This window comes from Jiella flava, from assembly GCF_017349315.1.
In the GTDB taxonomy this organism is placed as follows: domain Bacteria; phylum Pseudomonadota; class Alphaproteobacteria; order Rhizobiales; family Rhizobiaceae; genus Jiella; species Jiella flava.
On the sequence record NZ_JAFMPP010000001.1, the window covers coordinates 265,144 to 282,719 of the forward strand.

At 64.1% G+C, this 17,576-nt stretch carries 15 protein-coding genes; 5 read left to right on the forward strand and 10 right to left on the reverse strand.

What is annotated here, in order from left to right; genetic code table 11:
- The first annotated feature begins 106 nt into the window (after positions 1-106).
- From J1C48_RS01215 to J1C48_RS01225, 3 genes are all read left to right on the forward strand, one after another.
- The gene (locus J1C48_RS01215; protein ID WP_207255826.1) at positions 107-1,132 is read left to right on the forward strand and encodes a TAXI family TRAP transporter solute-binding subunit; all 1,026 of its coding nucleotides are present in this window, start codon (positions 107-109) and stop codon (positions 1,130-1,132) included.
- A 99-nt stretch (positions 1,133-1,231) separates the two neighbouring features.
- On the forward strand, positions 1,232-3,271 hold the full coding sequence (locus J1C48_RS01220) for a TRAP transporter permease (protein WP_231081512.1): 2,040 nt from the start codon (positions 1,232-1,234) through the stop codon (positions 3,269-3,271).
- 121 nt (positions 3,272-3,392) lie between these two features.
- Entirely contained in the window at positions 3,393-3,995 is a 603-nt protein-coding gene (locus tag J1C48_RS01225) for a hypothetical protein (protein WP_207255828.1), read from the forward strand.
- Here the strand turns inward: J1C48_RS01225 and J1C48_RS01230 are convergent.
- From J1C48_RS01230 to J1C48_RS01245, 4 genes are all read right to left on the reverse strand, one after another.
- Positions 3,977-4,381 (reverse strand): hypothetical protein, encoded by a 405-nt coding sequence (locus J1C48_RS01230; protein WP_207255829.1) that lies wholly within the window; start codon positions 4,379-4,381, stop codon positions 3,977-3,979. The genes J1C48_RS01225 and J1C48_RS01230 overlap by 19 nt on opposite strands.
- Before the next feature lie 94 nt (positions 4,382-4,475).
- Positions 4,476-5,474 (reverse strand): Hsp33 family molecular chaperone, encoded by a 999-nt coding sequence (locus J1C48_RS01235; protein ID WP_207255830.1) that lies wholly within the window; start codon positions 5,472-5,474, stop codon positions 4,476-4,478.
- Positions 5,467-6,411, reverse strand: coding sequence for an ornithine carbamoyltransferase (gene argF, locus J1C48_RS01240; RefSeq protein WP_207256112.1), 945 nt, complete (start codon positions 6,409-6,411; stop codon positions 5,467-5,469). The genes J1C48_RS01235 and argF overlap by 8 nt, the downstream gene beginning before the upstream one ends.
- 7 nt (positions 6,412-6,418) lie before the next feature.
- On the reverse strand, positions 6,419-7,633 hold the full coding sequence (locus J1C48_RS01245) for an aspartate aminotransferase family protein (protein WP_207255831.1): 1,215 nt from the start codon (positions 7,631-7,633) through the stop codon (positions 6,419-6,421).
- 420 nt (positions 7,634-8,053) lie between these two features.
- Here J1C48_RS01245 and J1C48_RS01250 point away from each other — a divergent pair, with 420 nt between their 5' ends.
- Both J1C48_RS01250 and J1C48_RS01255 read left to right on the forward strand, forming a co-directional pair.
- The gene (locus tag J1C48_RS01250; RefSeq protein ID WP_207255832.1) at positions 8,054-8,611 is read left to right on the forward strand and encodes a GcrA family cell cycle regulator; all 558 of its coding nucleotides are present in this window, start codon (positions 8,054-8,056) and stop codon (positions 8,609-8,611) included.
- Between the two features lie 131 nt (positions 8,612-8,742).
- Positions 8,743-9,882 (forward strand): alpha-D-ribose 1-methylphosphonate 5-triphosphate diphosphatase, encoded by a 1,140-nt coding sequence (locus J1C48_RS01255; RefSeq protein ID WP_207255833.1) that lies wholly within the window; start codon positions 8,743-8,745, stop codon positions 9,880-9,882.
- A 34-nt stretch (positions 9,883-9,916) separates the two neighbouring features.
- On the opposite strand, the gene J1C48_RS01260 is transcribed toward J1C48_RS01255, so the two are convergent.
- The 6 genes from J1C48_RS01260 to J1C48_RS01285 form a co-directional block, all read right to left on the reverse strand.
- A complete protein-coding gene (locus J1C48_RS01260; protein WP_207255834.1) occupies positions 9,917-10,657 on the reverse strand; it encodes an SDR family NAD(P)-dependent oxidoreductase in 741 nt (246 codons plus the stop codon).
- Between the two features lie 37 nt (positions 10,658-10,694).
- Positions 10,695-12,146, reverse strand: a complete 1,452-nt coding sequence (gene purF, locus J1C48_RS01265; RefSeq protein WP_207255835.1) for an amidophosphoribosyltransferase — start codon at positions 12,144-12,146, stop codon at positions 10,695-10,697.
- Positions 12,147-12,253: 107 nt separating this feature from the next.
- Positions 12,254-12,937: a CvpA family protein gene (locus J1C48_RS01270; RefSeq protein ID WP_207255836.1), complete on the reverse strand. Its 684-nt coding sequence runs from the start codon at positions 12,935-12,937 to the stop codon at positions 12,254-12,256.
- Positions 12,938-13,036: 99 nt separating this feature from the next.
- A complete protein-coding gene (gene radA / locus J1C48_RS01275) occupies positions 13,037-14,443 on the reverse strand; it encodes a DNA repair protein RadA (RefSeq protein ID WP_207255837.1) in 1,407 nt (468 codons plus the stop codon).
- 264 nt (positions 14,444-14,707) lie between these two features.
- Complete coding sequence (gene alr, locus J1C48_RS01280) at positions 14,708-15,871, reverse strand: alanine racemase (RefSeq protein WP_207255838.1); 1,164 nt, start codon at positions 15,869-15,871, stop codon at positions 14,708-14,710.
- 126 nt (positions 15,872-15,997) lie between these two features.
- Complete coding sequence (locus tag J1C48_RS01285) at positions 15,998-17,485, reverse strand: replicative DNA helicase (RefSeq protein ID WP_207255839.1); 1,488 nt, start codon at positions 17,483-17,485, stop codon at positions 15,998-16,000.
- Positions 17,486-17,576: the final 91 nt, after the last annotated feature.

The following is a 17,576-nucleotide window of genomic DNA, read 5'->3' on the forward strand; positions in this document are numbered from 1 at the left end:
CGACGAAACATTACAGAAAAATTAATCCAGGCTTTCGGCGGTCCACATTGCTGGCTATGCTTCCACTCCATCACGTTTCTGCCCTTCGACAGCAAAGGACACGCCCATGCGATTTTCCCTGAAGGCGACACTGATCGCCGCCGGCGCCGCCATCACCCTCGGCACCCTCGCCGTTGGTGGCTCCCTGGCTCAGGACATGAAATTCTTCCGCATCGCGACGGGCGGCACGGCGGGCACCTATTTTCCGATCGGCGGCCTTCTGGCCAACGCCATTTCCAACCCGCCGGGCTCGCGCACCTGCGCCGAGGGTGGCAGCTGCGGCGTCCCGGGCCTGGTCGCCACCGCCATCGCGTCCAACGGCTCGGTCGCCAATGTGAATGCGATCGGCTCCGGCACCATCGAATCCGGTTTCTCCCAGTCGGACGTCGCCTATTGGGCGCAGACCGGCACGGGCGTCTTCGATGGCAAGGGCAAGGTCGAAAAGCTGCGGGCGATCGCCAATCTCTATCCGGAAAGCATCCATCTCGTCGCCAGCAAGAACTCCGGCATCAAGTCGGTCGCCGATCTGAAGGGGAAGCGCGTTTCGCTCGACGAGCCGGGCTCCGGCACGCTGGTCGACGCCCGGCTGATCCTCGCAGCCTACGGCATCACCGAAAAGGACATCGAGCCGGAATATCTCAAGCCCAACCAGGCCGCCGATCGCATGCGTGACGGCGCCATGGACGCCTTCTTCTTCGTCGGCGGCTTTCCCGCGGGCGCGATCGTCGAACTCGCCTCCAACACGCCGATCACCATCGTGCCGATCAATGGCGAGGGCGCCCAGAAGGTGATGGGCCAGTACCCGTTCTTCGCCGAGAACACGATCCCGGCCGGCACTTATGACGGCCAGAGCGGCGACGTGAAGACCCTCTCGGTCGGCGCCCAGTGGGTGACGAGCGCGGACCAGCCGGAAGAGCTGATCTATCAGATCACCAAGGCGCTGTGGAATGAAAACACTCGCAAGCTGCTCGATGCCGGCCACGCCAAGGGCAAGGAAATCACCCTGAAGACGGCCCTCAACGGCGTCGCCATCCCGCTGCATCCGGGCGCCAAGAAATTCTACGACGAAGTCGGCATCAAGCCATCGAAATAAGCCCGTCGACAAGCGGCCGCCAGCATCGTCCAGCCGGCGGCCACACGTCGTCCCGCAGCCACGGCGCGCTCATGGCGCCCCGCAATGTCGTGCGAGCCCATGACCGAGACCGCCACCTTCGATCAGCAGAAAAGCAAGGAACTTGAAGAGCACTTCGACCCCGAGGTGCGCTTCCGTCCGCTCGGCAAGGGGGCGGCCTTCATCGCGTCGCTGCTCTTGTTTTCGCTGTCCCTGTTCCACTACTACACGGCCGGCTTCGGTCTCTTGCGCGAGGTCACCCATCGCGGCGTCCATCTCGCCTTCGTCTTGTCGCTGATTTTCATCGTTTTCGCGGCGACACCGAAGGGGCAGGAGAAGCTCTACCCGTCGTCCTGGCTGCGCCCCCTCGGCCTGCCGCTGATCGACTGGCTCTTCGCCATCGCGGCCGTGGTGTCAGCGCTCTACGTTCCCTACATTTTCGACGATCTCGCGTTCCGGGTCGGCAATCCGCTGCCCATCGACGTCGTCATGGGCACCATCCTCATCGTTGTCCTTTTGGAGGCGACGCGCCGCTCCATGGGCTGGCCGCTGGCGGCGATCGCCATCGCCGTCATGGCCTACGGAATTTTCGGCCGCTATGCGCCCGGCGTCCTCGTCCATCCCGGCGCCGACTGGCCGACGCTGGTCAACCATCTCTATCTGACCAGCCAGGGCATCTATGGCCTGCCGGTCGGGGTCGTGGCCACCTATGTCTTCCATTTCGTGCTGTTCGGCGTTCTGGCGACGCGGATCGGCCTCGGCCGACTGTTCATCGATCTCGCCTCGGCACTGGCCGGACGCTTTTCCGGGGGCCCGGCCAAGGTGTCGGTGTTCTCCTCGGCGCTGCTCGGCTCGATTTCCGGCTCCTCGATCGCCAACACCGTCACCACCGGGTCGCTGACCATTCCGGCGATGATCCGGATCGGCTATCCACGGCATTTCGCCGCTGCCGTCGAGGCAGCCGCGTCGACCGGCGGCCAGATCACCCCGCCGGTGATGGGCGCGGCTGCCTTCCTCATGATCGAGTTTCTCGGCGTCTCCTACACGACCATCATCACCGCGGCGATCGTGCCGGCCTTCATGCATTTCTTCGGTGTGCTGGTGCAGGTGCATCTGGAGGCCAAACGCCTCGGTCTGCGCGGCCTCACCAAGGAGGAACTGCCCAAGGTCGCGGCCGTCCTCAAGCGCGACTGGCCGACGGTGGTGCCGCTGATCCTTCTGATCGCCATCCTGATGGAGGGCTATACGCCCTATCTCGCGGCCTTCTGGGGCATCACGGCCTGTATCGTCATCGGCCTCGTCAATCCGCTCAATCGGATCACCCCGCGCGACGTCTTCGACGCGTTCGTGCTGGGCGCGAAATATGCCTTGGCGGTCGGCGCGGCGGCGGCCACCGTCGGCATCATCATCGGCGTCGTCACGCTCACCGGCGTGTCCTTCAAGATCGCCTATATGGTGACCTCGACCGCCGGCGGCTGGGCCGCGGCCATCGCCCCGTTCATTCCCTTCGACATCATGGGCGTGCCGACGCTGACGCTGCTGATCACGCTGCTCTTGACCGCCATCGTCTGCATCGTCATGGGCTGCGGCATTCCGACGACGGCGACCTATATCATCATGGTCTCGGTCGCCGCCCCGGTGCTCGGCCTGCTCGGCATCGCACCGCTGGTCGCCCACTTCTTCGTCTTTTATTATGGCGTTCTCGCCGACGTAACACCGCCGGTCGCCCTGGCCGCCTATGCCGGAGCGGGCATCGCCAATGCCAATCCCTTCAAGGCCGGCAACACGGCCTTCCGGCTGTCGATGGGCAAGGCGCTGGTGCCCTTCGTCTTCGTCTTCGCTCCGTCGCTGCTGCTGGTCACCGAGGGCTTCACCTGGCACGCCTTCGCGTTGGCCTTTACCGGCACGATCATCGGCATCACGGCGCTGTCGGCAGCCTTCGCCGGCTGGCTGGCCGGCCCGCTTTATACGGCCGAACGCTGGCTTCTCGCCATTGCCGCCCTGCTCCTCGTCGCCCCGGAACTGGTCTCGACCCTGATCGGAGTCGCGCTCGTCGCCCTCGTGATCGCGAGGCAGACCGTGATACCGAAGGATGCTGGGGAGGTGGCCGGGACGATATGATGCTGGCTTGCAGAACTGATCGAAATCACGCGTGAGTCGGATCGTCGGTGCAAAGGCAGAAATAAATTGACTGAGACTACAAAGCTATTGCCGTTCGATCCGATTCAGCTACCGTCTCAGCATGGACGCGACATACAACCTCAACGGCGGGTTTAAGCCGACAGCGAAACGTTTTGCAGATCTCGATGGGCCGGATTTCTTTCCGACACCTGCATGGGCGACATACGCGCTCATCGACAACGAGTCTTTCGTCGGAGAAATATGGGAATGCGCTTGCGGCAACGGCGCGATGTCGAGTGTGCTTGAGCAGACGAGCCGTCGGGTAATAAGTTCTGACCTCTTTGATAGAGGTTACGGAGACAGAGGCATCGATTTTCTCGATACCCGTCGGAGATCGGACAACATTATAACTAACCCTCCCTACAATGCGGCCGAAGGTTTTGTCCGGTCGGGCCTTCGAGCATCCGGGAAGAAATTTGCGTTACTATTACGACTCGCTTTCTTGGAAGGTGCAAATCGGCAACGAACTATTTTCTCCGAATCCCCGCCATCACGAGTCTGGGTATTTAGTGAAAGAATTACATTCTATCCTGTGGGGGCAATTCAAAAAGGAACAGGAACAACTGCGTACGCTTGGTTTGTCTGGGACAAGAATTCGCCATCTGAAACACAACTCAAGTGGTTCAAGCCTGGATATAAAGGTCGCTACGCCGTAGGGACTTGAGATAAAAACACGCGTCCAGCATCCGTAATTCGAATTGACTCACTGTCTGCATGATACGTCGCATAACCCTTCGCAAATATGCTCGTGCGGGCGTCTCGATGAGACACGAGATTACGAACCTTCTGGCTGAAATAGGTGTCGTGTCGACCTTCAATAATCTCTGCGTCTTTTCCCTGCGGACAAAATTCATCAGTGAGCACTTCAATTAAGCGCGCTGTAGTGATCTCGCCACCCGGCGATGCCTCCGCCGCGTGCAATGCGGGTATCAGCAAATCACGTTCGCGAATCCTTCCAGCCATTCCCCACCTCCAATCCAAGATTGAGGCCGGATTTTTATCATCTTGAAGCAGCGATTGAAATGTCGCGACTTTCGCGTCGATGGACAATGCCGGTATTGTGCTTGTTGAGAAACGACGAATTCAAGCTAAAATGCCGATGCTGCAGCGCAATAATTTTTCCAATTAAAGCGGCCCCAACTGATCAGCCCTCGCGAAATCCGGCGGGGTCGAACTCGTAAAGCGTGCCGCAGAATTCGCAGGTGACCTTGATCGCACCGTCCTCGATGCTTTCCTCGATCTCCTCGGCGGAAAAGCCCGACAGAACGTTGCCGATCCGCTCGCGCGAGCAGGAGCAGTCGTCGATGACCCGGTCGGACGGAAACACCCGCACGCCACGCTCATGGAACAGGCGATACAGCAGCCGCTCGACACCGACCTCGGGATCGATGAGTTCGGACGCCTCGATCGTGTCGACCAGTGCCCGCACCTCGAGCCAGGCGTCGTCGAATTCGTCGCCCGCCTCGTAGTCCTCCGCGCCCTCGGGCACGTCGCCGCCGGGCAGATCCGGCAGTCGCATGCGCTCAGGCGACTCCGGTAGAAACTGGGCGATCAAACCGCCGGCCCGCCAGCCCTCGACAAAGCCTGCCTCGCCGCGCCGGGCGATCTTGGCGACGGCGAGCTTGACCGTCGTCGGGATCTGTTCGGACTGGCGAAAATAAGACTCGGCCACCGCCTCGATATCGGCGCCGTTGAGTTCGACGATGCCCTGATAGCGCTGGGTATAGGCCCCTTGATCGACCGTCAGCGCCAAGGTGCCGTTGCCCAAGAGCTGCTCCGGACTCGTCTGCCCCGCCGCGACGGCCTCGTCGAGCGCCGCTTCGTCGTAGCGCGCATAGGCGCGCACGCTCGACGGCGTCGAAAAATCGACGACCAAGAGATCGACCGGCCCGTCGGTCTGGGTCTGGACGATGAACTTGCCCTCGAATTTCAACGAGGTGCCCAACAGGACGGTGAGCACGATCATCTCGGCGAGCAACCGTGACACCGGCTCAGGATAAGCGTGGCGATCGAGGATCTGATCGAGCATCGGGCCGAGCTGGACGCTGCGACCGCGCGCGTCGAGCACCTCGACCGCGAAAGGCACGACCGCGTCGTCGCCGGCGAGGGCGCCCGCCGTCAACACCTGGCCTTCGTCAGCCATGGGCCGGCGCTCGTGCCGAAGCTTCACCGAAACACCAGGCCAGGATCGCCTTTTGGGCGTGCAAGCGGTTTTCGGCCTCGTCGAAGACCACCGACTGCGATCCGTCGATCACCTCGTCGCTGACCTCTTCGCCGCGATGGGCGGGCAGGCAGTGCATAAACAGCGCCTCGGGCTTGGCATGGGCCATCAGCCGCTCATTCACCTGATAGGGCATGAAGACGTTGTGGCCGCGGGCCTGTTCCTCGCGCCCCATCGACACCCAGGTGTCGGTGACGACGCAATCGGCACCGCTCACCGCTTCCACCGGATCGGTCGTGGTCACGATCTTCGCCCCCTCGCCGCGCGCCCAATCGATATAACGGCCATCGAGATCGGAGCCGGCGGGGGTGGCGATGCGCAGTTCGAAATCGAAACGCGCCGAAGCCTCGGCGAAGGAGGCGAGCACATTGTTGCCGTCGCCCGACCAGGCGAAGACCTTGCCCTTCACCGAGCCGCGTTTTTCCTCGAAGGTCATCAGATCGGCCATGATCTGGCACGGATGCGTGTCGTCGGTCAGCCCGTTGATCACCGGCACCGTGGCATATTCGGCCATTTCCAACAGCCGGTCATGGGCGGTGGTGCGGATCATGATCGCGTCGACATAGCGCGACAGGACACGGGCGGTATCGGCGATGGTCTCGGAGCGGCCAAGCTGCATCTCCGCGCCGGACAAAAACAGCGTCTCGCCGCCGAGCTGGCGCATGGCAACGTCGAAGGACACGCGGGTTCGGGTCGAAGGCTTGTCAAAGATCATCGCCAGCATCTTCCCGGCGAGTGGCTTGTCCCCCTCCGGCAGCAGCGATTTGCGCCGGCAGGCGTCGTCGATGATCAGCCGCAACTCATCCGGTGCGACGGCCGACAGGTCCAGAAAATGGCGCGGATTGGCGTGGGTGTTCATCGTCATCTCATGCGCTGGCCCGCTCGGCCGGGACGGAAAACCCAGCAGCGGCAGTCTCGATCCGCTCCATTGCTGTGCGGATCTCCTCCACGGTCATGGTCAGGGGCGGCAGAAGACGGACCACATTGTCCCCCGCCGGCGCCGATAGCACGCCGCTGTCGCGGAGCGCCGCGATCATCGCCGTGTTCGGAACCCGCATCTTCAGGCCGATCAGCAGCCCTTCGCCACGGATCGCCTCGATCACATCCGGATAGCGGTCGGCAAGCGAGGCAAGCGACTGCTTGAACAACAGCGCCTTGCGGCAGACCTCGTCGAGGAAACCCTCCTCAAGCACGATGTCGAGCACGGCGTTGCCGACCGCCATGGCCAGCGGATTGCCGCCATAGGTCGTCCCATGGGTTCCAGCCGTCATGCCCTGCGCGGCGGTCTCGGTCGCAAGACACACGCCAAGCGGAAAACCGCCACCGATGCCCTTGGCCGACGCCATGATATCCGGCGCGACACCGGAGTGCTGATAGGCGTAGAAGCGGCCGGTCCGCCCGACACCGGTCTGCACCTCGTCATAAATGAGCAACAGACCGTTCACCTCGCAGAGCTCGCGAATGAGCTTCAAGAACGCCGCCGGCACCTCGCGAATGCCGCCCTCACCCTGGATCGGCTCGATCAGGATCGCCGCCACTTCGGGGCCGGCTGCCGCCTGCCGCAAAGCCGCCTCATCGCCGAAGGGCAGCTGGTCGAAGCCCTCGACCTTCGGGCCGAAGCCTTCGAGATATTTTGCCTGACCGCCGGCGGCGATCGTCGCCAATGTCCGACCGTGGAAGGCACCCTCGAAGGTGATAATCCGATAGCGCTCCGGATGGCCTGAGACATATTGATAGCGACGCGCTGTCTTGATCGCGCATTCCAGCGCTTCTGCGCCCGAATTGGTGAAGAAGGCGCGATCGGCGAACGTGTTGGCCGTCAGCCGCTCGGCGAGCCGGGTCTGGCCCGGAATCTCGAAGAGGTTCGAGGTATGCCAGAGCTTTTCCGCCTGAGCGGTCAGCGCCGCCACCAGATGCGGATGGGCATGCCCGAGAAGGTTGACCGCGATGCCGCCGGCCAGATCCATGAAGCGTCGCCCATCGCGCGTTTCGATCCAAACGCCGTCACCGCGCTCGAAAGCAAGCGGTGCCCGTGCATAGGTTTGGTAGAGTGGCGAGGTGTCTGGCGATGGCTTATCCATGGATGTCTACTCTCTTGGAAGAGCGCCTTTCTCGATAGCTCCTGAAAACGTCAAAGCCTGCCAGATGGCAGGCTTGTCACACGACTCCGATGTCTCGGAAGCGCCCGTATAACATGCCTCTGGCCGCCTTGCGAGACAAGAGCGGGGGGATTTTCGCGCCACGGCAGAAATCCGCCCGCCATGCGCTTGGTATTGCGAATCGCCGACCCCACATTGGCTGGGGAAAAACATTAGATGGAACGATTCCCTGTACCCCCACCCTTGTCAGCGAGTCGGGCTGTACGGTAAGTTCCCCCCAAAGGTACTAGACTTCGAGCGGCGGACCTAGTTTCACCATATATCTTGTAGCTTTTCTACGCAGCATATGTGTGGAGGCTGAATGGATTCCTGGCGCCGCTTGCGTGCAGAAGGAGCAAGCCGATGGGTTGGACCGACGATCGTGTGGAGTTGTTGCGCCAACTCTGGTCCGAAGGCCACAGTGCAAGTCAGATCGCAGAGCGTCTCGGCGGTGTCAGCCGCAACGCCGTGATCGGTAAGGTGCATCGCCTGAAACTGGAATCGCGGGTCAAATCCGCCGATGCCGCGGCGGCTCAGCCGATCATCGTTCAGGAAACCGTCAGCGCCACGCCGGTCACCGCCGTCGCGCCGCGGGTCATCGCCCCGAAGGTCGTTGCCGCCCAGGCGATCAGCCAGAGCCGACCTGTCGCCCGCACGCTCGGCGCGACGGCGCTGAAGGTCGAGCTTCATCCGGACGAGGAAGAGCACGTCGCAACGGCAACGCAGACCAGTGCGGAAGTCGTGCCGATGACGCGCAAGCTGTCGCTGGTGCAGCTCACCGAGCGGACCTGCAAGTGGCCGATCGGCGATCCGCTGTCGCCGGACTTCCACTTCTGCGGCGACCATTCCGGCGACGGATCGCCCTATTGTTCCTATCACGCCAAGCTTGCCTTCCAGGCGGTGGAGCGGCGGCGCCGCTGAGGCGGTGGAGTTCAGGCGCGGTCCTTGCGGTTGCCGATCCAAAAGCCCGCGGCGGAAACGCCACGGGCTTTTCGTTTGACGGGTGTTGCGCCATGAAGGATGCGCCGCCAACCTCCCGCACGAGGCAATTGATGACGACGCGCCAGATCCTCGCCAACGCCCGCATCGTGTTGAGCGACACCGTGATCGAAGGCGCGCTCGCGATCGAGGACGGCCGGATCGCCGCCATCCTGCCAGGACCGTCGAATGGAGGCGAGGATCTTGGCGGCGACTATCTCCTGCCGGGCCTCGTCGAGCTTCATACCGACCAGATCGAGGCGCATTATCATCCCCGCTCGGGCGTCACGTGGCACCGGATGGCGGCGATCCAGGCCCATGACGGCCAGGCGGCGACCGCCGGCATGACGACGGTTCTCGACGCCATGCGCATCGGCACCGACGAGAACACCCGCTCTGATGCCGACGACGTCAAAGCGCTGGCGGCGGCGATTGAAACGGGCGTGGTCGAAGGGCGATTTCGGGCCGAGCACCGCCTTCACCTTCGTTGCGAGGTCTCGTCCGACGACGTGGTCGACGGTTTTCGCAAGCTTATGGATGCGCCCCGTCTCACCCTTGTTTCGCTGATGGATCATGCGCCCGGCCAGCGCCAGTTTCACGATCTCGGCAAGCTGAAAACCTATCTTCAGACGAAGTTCGCCATGAGCGACACGGACTTCGAAGCCTACGCCAATTCCCGGATCGCCCAGTCGCAGCGCAATGCGCCACCGCACCGGCGCACGATCGCGGACGAATGCGTCAGACGCGGCATCACACTCGCCTCGCATGACGATGCGACGCGCGCCCATGTCGACGAGTCCGCCGCGCTAGGCATCCAGATCGCCGAGTTTCCGACGACGATTGACGCGGCGCGAGCCTCGCGCGAGGCGGGAATGGCCATCTTGATGGGAGCACCCAACATCGTCCGTGGCAGATCCCACTCCGGCAACATCTCGGCCCTCGAGCTTCTCGACGCCGGTCTGCTCGACATTTTGTCTTCGGATTACGTGCCCTTCAGCCTGATCCAGGCGGTATTCGCCCTGTCGGATTCCGGCGCGCTGCCGCTCCCCGCCGCGACACGTCTCGCCACCGCCCATCCGGCGGCCGCCGTGGGGCTGACCGATCGCGGCCGGATCGCCGCGGGACTGCGCGCTGATCTCGTCCAGATCGCCCACCGCAGCGGCGAGCCGCCGGTCGTGCGCCGCGTCTGGCGAGAGGGACGCCGGGTCGCTTGAGCGTTCGAGGCGAGCTCGGTGCGGGACCGAGATCTCAGGCGGGGTTCTGGTAGGTCAAAAACGTTTCCCGCCGCACGTCGAAGATCTTGCCGGTCTCGGTGACGTCGGCAAAGGCGAGCGGCACGATCTTGGCGGCGACTTCGCGGGCGGTTGGCAGAGTTTTCGGGTCTTCACCCGGCATCGCCTGGGCGCGCATCTTGGTGCGGGTCGCGCCGGGATTGACGGCGTTTACCCGCAGCGGCGTGTTCATCGTCTCATTTGCCCAGGAGCGCACCATCGCCTCACAGGCTGCCTTGGTCGCGGCATAAAGCGACCAGTAGGCCTTGGCCGAATGGGCCGCGCCCGACGACATCACCAGTCCCCGCCCGGCCTCGGAAGCCCGCAGCAACGGATCGAGCGAACGGATCAGGCGCCAGGTCGCGGTGACGTTGACCGTCATCGTCTGCTCGAAAATCTTCGCTTCGATGTGGCCGATCGGCGCCAGAACGCCGAGAAGGCCGGCATTGGCGACCATCACGTCCAGCCGGCCCCACCGCTCCTTGATGGCGCCCCCGAGCCGGTCGATGCCGCCCATATCGGTCATGTCGAGGGGCACCAGAGTGGCGCTACCGCTGGCGGCGCGGATCTCGTCGTCGAGTTCTTCCAGCCCGCCGACGGTGCGGGCCAGCGCGATCACATGCGCCCCCTCGGCCGCCATCTGCTTGGCGAGCTGATAACCGATACCCCGCGAGGCACCGGTCACCAGTGCGATCTTGCCATCGAGACGTTTTGTCATCGACGTGCCCTCCCCGTCACGCCTTGGCGGTTCGAATTCAGCCCGCGCCGCCGAGCAGCGAGAGCTGGCGGACGTTGTCCGCCCCGTCCTGGTCGGTCAATGCGGTCGGATAGTCGCCGGTGAAGCAGGCATCGCAGAACTGCGGCGCGATCTTCGAACGACTGGCCTCGCCACAGGCGCGGTAGAGCCCGTCGATCGACAGGAAGGCGAGCGAATCTACCTGGATGAACTCGGCCATCTCCTCGATGCTCATGCGCGAAGCCAAGAGCTTGGCTTTTTCCGGGGTGTCGACACCGTAAAAACAGGAGGCGCTGGTCGGCGGCGAGGCGATACGCATATGGACCTCGCTCGCGCCGGCCTCGCGAACCATCCGGACGATCTTCTGACTGGTGGTGCCGCGCACGATCGAGTCGTCGACAAGAATGACCCGCTTGCCCTCGATCATCTTGCGATTGGCGTTGTGCTTGAGCTTGACGCCCATGTGGCGGATCGAATCGGTCGGCTGGATGAAGGTGCGGCCGACATAGTGATTGCGGATGATGCCGAGTTCGAAGGGCAGCCCGGCTTCTTGCGAATAGCCGATCGCGGCCGGAACGCCGGAGTCGGGGACCGGCACGACGACATCCGCCGCGACGTGGCTTTCCTTGGCGAGTTCGATGCCGATCTTCTTGCGAATGTCGTAGACATTGCGGCCTTCGACATTGGAATCGGGCCGGGCGAAATAGACATATTCGAAGATGCAGAAGCGGGCTCGCCGGGCCTGGAAGGGAAAGACGCTCTCGATCCCGTCCTCGGTGATGACCACCATCTCGCCGGCCTCGAGATCGCGCACGAACTCGGCGCCGATAATGTCGAGTGCACAGGTTTCCGATGCGAGGATCGGGGCGCCTTCGAGATCGCCGAGCACCAGCGGGCGAATGCCAAGCGGATCGCGCACACCGAACATCGTATTGGCCGACAGACCCACCAGCGAGAATGCCCCTTCGAGCCGCGACAATGCGTCGATCAGTTTGTCGACGAACATCCGCGCGCCGCTGGTGGCGACGAGATGCAGGATCGTCTCGGTATCGGAGGTGGAGGAGAAGATCGAGCCGCGGCGCTGCAGCTCGCGCTGGACGGTCATAGCATTGGTGATGTTGCCGTTATGGGCGACGGCGAAACCGCCCGCCGACAGCTCGGCGAAAAACGGCTGGACGTTGCGCAGACCGCCGCCGCCGGTGGTGGCATAGCGGGTGTGACCGATCGCCGCCGTCCCCGGCAGACGCTCCAAGACGGCAGCCTTGGTGAAGGTGTCGCCGATCAAGCCGGCATGGCGCTCCACATGGAACTGCATGCCGTCATAGGAGACGATCCCGGCCGCTTCCTGTCCGCGATGCTGCAACGCGTGGAGGCCCAGCGTCACGACGGCGGCGGCGTCCGCCCTCTGAAAAATACCGAAAACGCCGCATTCTTCATGCAGCGTGTCGTCGCCGAATGGCGTCTCGTCCATGGCTTATCTGCGTTCCGCTGACTGATAATGTCGTATCGAAGGTATACTGCCTTGAGGCCGAAACTGCGAGTCACGCCCTGCATCGGGCTCGCCGAAACCCACGAGGATCAATTCGAAGGGCTCTGAGCGGAGCCGGAATCGCCGTCGCTCGGCGGCGGCGTCTGGCCAGAATCCTGCTGGCCGGAATCCTGCTGGCCGGAATCCTGCTGGATCGCACCGCCGACCGTCGACGGCTCGTCGCTGGCCGGCGCCTGCGCCTCGCCGGTCTCGCCGCCTTCCTTCAGCTTTTCGATCTGATTGACGATCAGGCCTTCGGGATTTTGCGGCAAAGCGGCGACCAACCTCTTGCCGAGATCGTCGAGGAAGGGCTTCGACTTGGCGTTGGCAATCCAGGTCGGCTGATTCTGCGGCGCGAGCCAGTTGAAGAACAGCATGGCGACGACGACCAGAAGCAACCCGCGCACCGCGCCGAAAACGAAGCCGAGCACGCGATCAAGCGCGCCGATCCGACTGTCGATGATGAAGTCGGCAATTCTCAGCGTGATGTAGGAGACGACGATCAGCGTGATGATGAACAGCACCGCCGCCGACCCGGCCATCGCGACCGTCTTCGAATGCACATATTGCAGCGCAAAGGGCGTCAGCTTGCTGTAGAACATGAAGGCGACCAGAGCCGCGGCCACCCATGACACCACAGACAGCACTTCACGCGAAAAGCCCCGGACCATGGCGAGCAAGGCTGAAACCAGCATGATCGCAACAAGGATTGCGTCGAGGAGGGTAACGGACATCAGATGCGCTTCCAGGAATCTCGAGTCGTCTGCGGCGGGACGGCGTGCGCCAACCCATTACCGTTTTGCGATGGGATTTTCACTAAAAGATTCCAGAAATCATGAAGCCTCATCATCAGGCCTGGGGATAGAGCCGCCGGCGGCCACCTTGGCGACGAGATCGGGCAGGGCTTCGACCACCTCGATCCGCATGCCGTGCGACTTCGGCAGATCGGCGGACGAATCGGGCAGTACCGAGCGGCCAAAGCCGAGCTTCTCGGCTTCCTTCAAGCGCTGCGCGGCATGGGCGACAGGCCTGACCGCCCCCGACAGGCTGACTTCGCCGAAATAGACGCAGTCCGGTGGCAGCGGCGCGCCGGAGAGCGAGGAGACTAGCGCCGCCGCGACGGCGAGATCGGCCGCCGGCTCGGAAATGCGAAACCCGCCGGCAACATTCAGATAGACGTCGTGCTGGCCGAGCCGCACCCCGCAATGGGCGTCGAGCACGGCAAGCACCATGGCCAGGCGCGGCTGATCCCAGCCAACAACGGCCCGGCGCGGCGTGCCGAGCGCCGAGGGTGCAACCAACGCCTGGATCTCGACCAGCACCGGGCGCGTGCCCTCCATGCCGGCGAAGACCGCGGCGCCGGGTGCCTTGGCATTGCGCTCGCCGAGGAACAATTCGGACGGGTTGCCGACCTCGCGCAGGCCCTCGCCGCCCATCTCGAAGACGCCGATCTCGTCGGTCGGGCCGAAGCGGTTCTTCACCGTCCGCAAAATACGGAAATGATGGCCGCCCTCACCCTCGAAATAAAGCACGGCGTCGACCATGTGCTCGACGACGCGCGGCCCGGCGATCTGCCCGTCCTTGGTGACGTGACCGACGAGGATCACCGCCGCGCCGGACGCCTTGGCGTAGCGGATCATGGTCTGCGCCGCGGTGCGCACCTGGGTCACCGTGCCGGGCGCGGCCTCGGCCGCATCGCTCCACAGGGTCTGGATCGAATCGATGATCACGAGGTCCGGACGCTTGGCCTGACCGAGCGTCGCCAGAATGTCCTCGACATTGGTCTCGGCGAGGAGCTCCACCGCCGTATCGGCGGCCTCCAGCCGCTGGGCCCGCAGCCGCACCTGCGCCACCGCCTCTTCGCCCGAGACATAGACGACGCCGTGCCCGCGCCGCGACAGGGCGGCAGCGGCCTGCATCAAAAGGGTCGACTTGCCGATGCCAGGATCACCGCCGATCAGGATCGCCGAGCCGCGGACGATGCCGCCGCCGGTCGCTCGGTCGAATTCGGCAAGGCCGGAAATGATGCGCGGCGCCTCTTCGATCTCGCCGGAGAGCGGCAGCAGCGCCGAGGGCCGGCCCTTGCGCCGCGCCCCGCGCTGCGGCCCGCCGCCGATGCCGCCGGCGGCGTTTTCCTCGACGATGGTGTTCCACTCGCCGCAAGCGTCGCACTTGCCCTGCCAGCGCGTATAGACCGCGCCGCAGGCCTGGCAGATGAAAGAGAGCTTGGGTTTGGCCATTTCCGGGGCTTAGCGGATGATGGGCGGCAGCGAAAGAGCGTGGGGCCGCGCGCAAGAAGGCCCATTATGGAGGACCATGCTTCGACTGATCGAAAAGCCATGTCCGCGTCGAGGAAATCGGGACCACGCTCTTTGCCGGTGCGATCCTGCTTACCGGGATCAACGGTCGTTTTTAGGCCGGCTCCGTTGAAGCAGGAGAACGATCTTCGGAATTAATTCTTGTCCGTCCAAAATAGCGTCGGCCACATTCTTTGTCCCTGGCCGTTAACGCCCGACACGTCTCACCCGTGGCCCCAATCCCGTCAGCAGTTCGTAAGCAATCGTGCCCGCCGCATCCGCCACGTCGTCGATCGGGACATTCGGGCCGAAAAATTCCGCCCGTGTCCCCGGCTCCACCAGATCCGCCGGCACGTCGGTGACGTCGAGCAGCGTCAGGTCCATCGAGACGCGACCGAGCACCGGCACGTGCTGGCCGGCGATGAAGGCCGTCGCGCCGGGCCGGCCCTCGCGCAGCGGCACGCCGGCCCCGGAGGCGGCGCGCAGATAGCCGTCGGCATAGCCAAGACCGACGGTGGCGATGCGGGTGTCGCGGGAAAGCTCGGCGGCCGCGCCATAGCCGGCAGCTTCGCCCGCCTTGACGGTGCGGACCTGCAGCACGGCGGCCGTCAAGGTCGCGACGGGACGCAACCGGCCGTGTGACAGGGCGCCGGCCCAGCCGCCGTAGAGCGCAATGCCGGGGCGGGTGAGATCGCAGCCATAACCGGGCCCGAGAAAACAGCCGGCGGAATTGGCGAGCGAGCGCTCGGCCTGCGGAAATTCGGCTGCGAACCGAAGGAACAGCGCGCGTTGCTCAGCGCTCTGGCCGTTCTCTTCGTCGGCGCTGGCGAGATGGGTCATCACCAGCGCGACGTCGAGGGTGCCGCCGGCTTCGGCCGCCTTGACGATCGGCAGCGCCGCGGCGTCGAGGCCGAGGCGGTTCATCCCGGTCTCAAATTGCAGCGCGGCAGGGGCCCGACGGCCGGCCCGCTCCACCCCCTCGCCCCAGGCCGCGACATCGGCAAGGCTCGACAGGACAGGCACCAGCCGGGTCGCAAGACAGGCCGGCACCGCGCCGATTTCAAGTCCCTGCAGAACATAGATCCGCGCGTCGTTCCGATCCCCGGCGGCGAGCGCCCGGCGGAGCGCCACGCCTTCCTCCACCCAGGCGACGAAGAAGTCCCGGCAGCCGGCGTCGTAAAGGGCCGCAGACACGCGCGCCGCCCCCAGCCCATAGCCGTCGGCCTTCACCGCCGCGCCGGTGCGACCCCGACCGTTCAAGGCATCGAGCGTCCGCCAATTCGCCTTCAGGGCATCGAGGTCGATCTCGACCCGGGGCATGCGCGTCTGCGCGACAACTTCCGACGTTTCCGCCAGCCGCGGTGATGTCATGATAGGCTCTCTCAGATGGTGCCGTCTTACGCCCGGTTCCTCCCTGCAAGGCAATTCGGGCGAACCCTAGCAGAAATGCCATGCCGACAGGCAATAGCGCGGGGTTGTGACGAACGCCGCTCCAGCCTATTCAAAACGCTCGGGCAGATAGTTCTCGTCGGCGAGATCGCCGAAGCGGGTGAATTCGGCCTGGAAGGCCAGCGGCACGGTCGCCGTCGGGCCATGGCGCTGCTTGGCGATGATCACTTCGGCCTTGCCGCGCGCCTCGTTCAGCGCCTGCTCCCATTTCAGATGCTCGTCGGTGCCGGGCTTCGGCTCGCGATTGGCAAGGTAATATTCGTCGCGATAGACGAACATGACGACGTCGGCGTCCTGCTCGATCGAGCCGGATTCGCGAAGGTCGGCGAGCTGCGGGCGCTTGTCGTCGCGCGCCTCGACCTGACGCGAGAGCTGCGACAGGGCGACGATCGGCACCTGCAGCTCCTTGGCCAGGGCTTTGAGGCCGGTGGTGATCTCGGTGATTTCCTGCACGCGGTTCTGCGACGAGGCCTTGGACGAGCCCTGCATCAGCTGGACGTAGTCGATCACCATCATGTCGAGGCCGCGTTGGCGCTTCAGCCGCCGTGCGCGGGCCGCCAGCTGGGCGATCGAGATCCCACCGGTCTGGTCGATATAGAGCGGCAGCCGCTGCATCATCTCCGAACAGGCGATCAGCTTGGTCAGCTCCTCATCGTTGATCTGGCCGCGCCGGATCTTGGAGGAAGAGATTTCGGTCTGTTCGGAAATGATACGGGTGGCCAACTGCTCGGCCGACATTTCCAGCGAGAAGAAGCCGACGACGCCACCATTCTTCGCCTTGAACGAGCCGTCGGCCTGCTCCGCCGGCTCATAGGCGGCGGCAATGTTGAAGGCGATGTTGGTGGCGAGAGAGGTCTTGCCCATCGCCGGACGGCCGGCGAGGATGATCAGATCGGAGGGCTGCAGGCCGCCGAGCCGGCGGTCGAGCGACATCATGCCGGTGGAAATGCCCGACAGACCGCCGTCGCGGTCCTTGGCCGCCGTCGCCATCTGCACCGCCTGGGTGACGGCGTCGGTGAAGGACTGGAAGCCGCCGTCGTAACGCCCCGTCTCGGCGAGCGAGAACAGTCGGCGCTCGGCCTCCTCGATCTGCACCTTCGGCTCCATGTCGAGCGGCGCGTCGAAGGCGAGATTGACCATTTCCTCGCCGATGCCGATCAGCGAGCGGCGCAACGCCAGATCGTAGACCGCCCGGCCGTAATCCAGCGTGTTGATGATCGTCGTCGCTTCGGCCGCGAGCCGGGCGAGATATTGCGCCACGGTCATCTCGCCGATCTTATCGCCGGCCGCCAGGAAGGTCTTGATGGTGACCGGATTGGCGATCTTGCCCATCCGGATCATCTCGGAGGTCTTGGCGAAGATCTCCTTGTGGATCGGCTCGAAAAAATGCTCGGGCTTGAGGAAATCATGGACGACGTAATAGGCGTCGTTGTTGACGAGGATCGCGCCGAGCAGCGCCTGCTCGGCCTCGATATTGGCCGGCGCCTCGCGATAGAGCGCCGTCTCCTCTTCGAATTTGCGCGCAGGCTCCGCCATCGCCGTCGCTTCCCCGTCACCATCGGTTTATGAAGCGGATGACCTACACCAAGCTGACGGCCGCTTCAAAGAAAAGAAGCCGCCGAGGGCC